Genomic DNA, 683 nt, shown 5'->3' with positions numbered 1-683 from the left:
CGCCGGGCTTCCAAAACCAGCAGGGCGGGCAAGCGCGGTAACTGCCGCATGAGCGAGCGGATGGAAAGACGCAGGCCGCCGCGATAGCGGGCCATCAGCCACGCACTCTGGCCGGTGGGCGCAACGCTCGTCCGGACCGTGAAGCCAAAGGCGGCCAGCGAGGATCGGATCACACGTCTGAGCGCGCGCACGCCACCGAATAGCCGTAAGCTCGCCGACACGTCGACGAGCACCGTCTGCTCCTCGGCGATCGCCACCTGCGGGCTGAATTGCATGAGGGCTGTAGCGACGTCCGCGACCGCCTGCTGCTCTTTCAGTTCGTCCTTGTCGTGGATGCGCGCATCCGGCGCGAGCGTCAGAACGCCGCCTTTGCGCATGCCCATGCGAACGCCAGCCTCGTGCGCCGCCTGATCGAGCGCGACGACACGCTCGTGGTCGAGCACGACCAAGCCCATACCCGAGGCCGCCTCATTCGTGGACGACCAGTTCGGCTGGAAGACTTCTCGGCTGAGGTGCGGCAGATACACGCCGATCCACACTTGCATGGCGATTCAACAGGATAGGCGAATGGGTCAGTCCAACGACAAGCGGCTTATCACGCGTGGAGCCGCGCCGCTTCACGAACTCCAACGAGACGCTGTCGCGCGCCGGACGTACTGCGATGCGAAGCGGGGCAGGCGACG

At 66.0% G+C, this 683-nt stretch carries 1 protein-coding gene; it reads right to left on the bottom strand.

Translation table 11 applies throughout. The annotated features are described in order from the left end of the window. The coding region (locus AWB81_RS43905; protein ID WP_445344352.1) for a Y-family DNA polymerase at positions 1-545 on the bottom strand (545 nt) is incomplete at its 3' end. Positions 546-683: the final 138 nt, after the last annotated feature.

Source organism: Caballeronia arationis, from assembly GCF_001544975.2.
In the GTDB taxonomy this organism is placed as follows: domain Bacteria; phylum Pseudomonadota; class Gammaproteobacteria; order Burkholderiales; family Burkholderiaceae; genus Caballeronia; species Caballeronia arationis.
This window is presented reverse-complemented; position numbering and strand designations above follow the sequence as displayed.